Source organism: Aquimarina celericrescens (genome assembly GCF_042682765.1).
Lineage (GTDB): Bacteria > Bacteroidota > Bacteroidia > Flavobacteriales > Flavobacteriaceae > Aquimarina > Aquimarina celericrescens.
Map to the genome: position 1 here is coordinate 1 of NZ_JBHUHY010000019.1, position 661 is coordinate 661.

A 661-nucleotide genomic window follows, 5' to 3' on the forward strand; every position below is an offset into this window, starting at 1 on the left:
GATCAATGACCGTGGTTATGGTGTTTCTTTTGAGGAGGGTTATGTAGAGGATGAAAAAGGCAAGAAAGTCATGTCTTTTGTGTCGAATCGTTTTGGTATGGGCAAATTTGGTTTTCGTCCTGTTAAGGGTAAGCGGTTTACGGCAGTGGCACGATTTGCAAATGGGGAGGAGGTAAGAACATTTTTTCCCAAAGCAGAGGACGTTGGCGTGAGTATTATCATTACGAATATAATGGAGAATGAAATAATGATCGAGTTAAATACAAATGAAGAGACGATCGCTCAACTTACAGATAAAAATCATTATATTTTAGTTCGACAAAATCAGTTATCAAAAAAACTACCAATACATTTTTTACCCAACGAATTAAAAAAGCTTATTTCGATAGAAAGAGACCTTCTGTTTGACGGTATGAACGTTATTACTTTTTTTCAAGATGATGTTCCTGTTCTCGAACGCTTATTGATGAATTCTTTTGATGATAGTTTAGGCAAGAGTGTTGTCGTTTCCAAAGAGGCCATTGTTAAGGATTCGATAATTACCTCGGTTCATATACCACAAAAAGACGGGGTTCGTTATGATATTAGTATTTCGGTACTTCCTGAGGAGACCAAGTCTTATGTTCCCAATGATAATATCTATTCTGCGATGCTATTACGC

General features: G+C 36.8%; 1 protein-coding gene. It reads left to right on the forward strand.

Going from position 1 to position 661, the window contains the following annotated elements:
* The coding region (locus ACFSJT_RS17845; RefSeq protein WP_378321703.1) for a hypothetical protein at positions 1-661 on the forward strand (661 nt) is incomplete at both ends.